General features: G+C 61.3%; 1 protein-coding gene and 1 pseudogene. Both read left to right on the forward strand.

The window, feature by feature from the left end:
* Window positions 1–351, forward strand: a pseudogene (locus EN893_RS28750) (ATP-dependent Clp protease ATP-binding subunit ClpX); the annotation flags it as partial.
* A gap of 308 nt (window positions 352–659) precedes the next feature.
* Window positions 660–2,549, forward strand: a 1,890-nt coding sequence (gene lon, locus EN893_RS28755; protein WP_128361977.1) for an endopeptidase La, incomplete at its 3' end; no start/stop codon positions are given.

The following is a 2,549-nucleotide window of genomic DNA, read 5'->3' on the forward strand; positions in this document are numbered from 1 at the left end:
GTTCTGGCGACGCTGGAAGACCTCGACGAACCGGCGCTGATCCAGATCCTGACCGAGCCGAAGAACGCGCTGGTCAAGCAGTATCAGCGGCTGTTCGAGATGGAGAATGTCGACCTGACCTTCCACGAGAACGCTCTTTCGGCGATCGCCAAGCGCGCCATCGAGCGCAAGACCGGCGCGCGCGGCCTGCGTTCGATCATGGAGGCGATCCTGCTCGACACGATGTTCGAGCTTCCCGCGCTCGAAGGCGTGCGCGAAGTGGTGATTTCGGAGGAGGTGGTGACCGGCAGTGCCCGGCCGCTCTACATCTACTCCGAGCAGAAGGAAAAGAAGGGCAATGTCAGCGCCTGACATCATGAGCCCGCAGCGAAATTCTGAAACGGCGCCGCAAGGCGCCGTTTTGCTGTCACACAGGGCTTTTGCGCGGCGTACGGCTTGGCGTCGCAAATGTGTCACTCGCGGACGGGTTGGAAGTGCGGATTTGGACACGCCCCTTGATCTTTGGGGGTCGTGCATCCAACTAACTGGAGAAGGCCGAGGTGCCCGATTTCTGTGCTGTAAAACTCCCGTCATAAACGGTGGTAGGCGGAACGATCCCCGGTCGTTAATATAAGATTCGCGGTTGGCTGATTGGCGGCCGCGACATGAAAGGTTGGACAATGGCCAAAGTATCCAAGGCACCCAGCGACGGCGTCTTCGCAGTTCTCCCACTGCGCGACATCGTGGTGTTCCCGCACATGATCGTGCCGCTCTTCGTCGGGCGTGAGAAGTCGATCAAGGCGCTGGAAGAGGTGATGGGTCAGGAAAAGCAGATCCTGCTTGCCACCCAGATGAATGCCGCCGACGACGATCCCGAGCCCGATGCCATCTTCGACATCGGCACGCTCGCCAATGTGCTGCAATTGCTCAAGCTGCCCGACGGCACCGTCAAGGTTCTGGTCGAAGGCGCTTCGCGTGCGAAAATCGTCTCGTTCACCGACCATCCCGACTTCCACGAGGCCCGCGCCGCGGCGCTGGTCGAGCCGGACGAGGAAGAGGTCGAGGTTGAGGCGCTGGCGCGTTCGGTCGTCACCGACTTCGAGAACTACGTCAAGCTGAACAAGAAGATCTCGCCCGAAGTGGTGGGTGCAGCCAGCCAGATCGACGACTATTCCAAGCTCGCCGACACGGTCGCCTCGCATCTCGCCATCAAAATCCCTGAGAAGCAGGAAATGCTGGCCACGCTCTCGGTCAAGGAGCGGCTGGAAAAGGCTATGGGCTTCATGGAAGCCGAAATCTCCGTCCTGCAGGTGGAGAAGCGCATCCGCTCGCGCGTCAAGCGCCAGATGGAGAAGACGCAGCGCGAATACTACCTCAACGAGCAGATGAAGGCGATCCAGAAGGAACTCGGCGAAGGCGAGGACGGCCGCGACGAGGCCGCCGAGATCGAGGCGCGCATCAAGAAGACCAAGCTCTCCAAGGAGGCCCGCGAAAAGGCGGAAGCCGAGTTGAAGAAGCTCCGGACGATGTCGCCGATGTCGGCTGAATCGACCGTCGTGCGCAACTATCTCGACTGGATCCTGTCGATTCCGTGGGGCAAGAACTCCAAGGTCAAGCAGGACCTGGCGTTCGCGCAGAACGTGCTCGACACTGATCATTTCGGCCTCGACAAGGTCAAGGAGCGCATTGTCGAGTATCTCGCCGTGCAAAGCCGCCAGAAGAAGCTGAAGGGGCCGATCCTGTGCCTCGTCGGCCCTCCCGGCGTCGGCAAGACCTCGCTCGGCAAGTCGATCGCCAAGGCGACCGGTCGCGAATTCATCCGCATGGCGCTCGGCGGCGTGCGTGACGAGGCCGAGATCCGTGGCCACCGCCGCACCTATATCGGCTCGATGCCCGGCAAGGTCATCCAGTCGATGAAGAAGGCCAAGAAGTCCAACCCGCTCTTCCTGCTCGACGAGATCGACAAGATGGGCCAGGACTTCCGTGGCGATCCGTCATCGGCGTTGCTCGAGGTCCTCGATCCGGAACAGAACTCGACGTTCATGGACCATTACCTCGAGGTCGAATACGACCTGTCGAGCGTCATGTTCGTGACGACGGCGAACACGCTGAACATCCCGGCGCCCTTGATGGACCGCATGGAGATCATCCGTATCGCCGGCTACACCGAGGACGAGAAGATCGAGATCGCCAAGCGGCACCTGATGCCGAAGGTGATCCGCGATCACGCGCTGCAGCCGAAGGAGTTTTCCGTCGGTGAGGACGCGATCCGCGCCATCGTCCAGACCTACACCCGCGAAGCGGGCGTCAGGAGCCTGGAGCGCGAGCTGATGAAGCTCGGGCGCAAGGCGGTGACCGAGATCCTGAAGACGAAGAAGAAGACGGTGAGCATCACGGCGGAGAACCTCTCCGATTACCTTGGTGTGCAGCGCTACCGCTTCGGCCAGGTCGAGGCTGACGATCAGGTCGGTGTCGTTACAGGTCTTGCCTGGACGGAAGTCGGCGGCGAACTGCTGCCGGTCACCGTCATGCGGCCCTTGCCGGGCATCATGACGCCTTCGACCGTCAGC

The organism is Mesorhizobium sp. M7A.F.Ca.CA.004.04.2.1 (assembly GCF_004022825.1).
GTDB lineage: Bacteria > Pseudomonadota > Alphaproteobacteria > Rhizobiales > Rhizobiaceae > Mesorhizobium.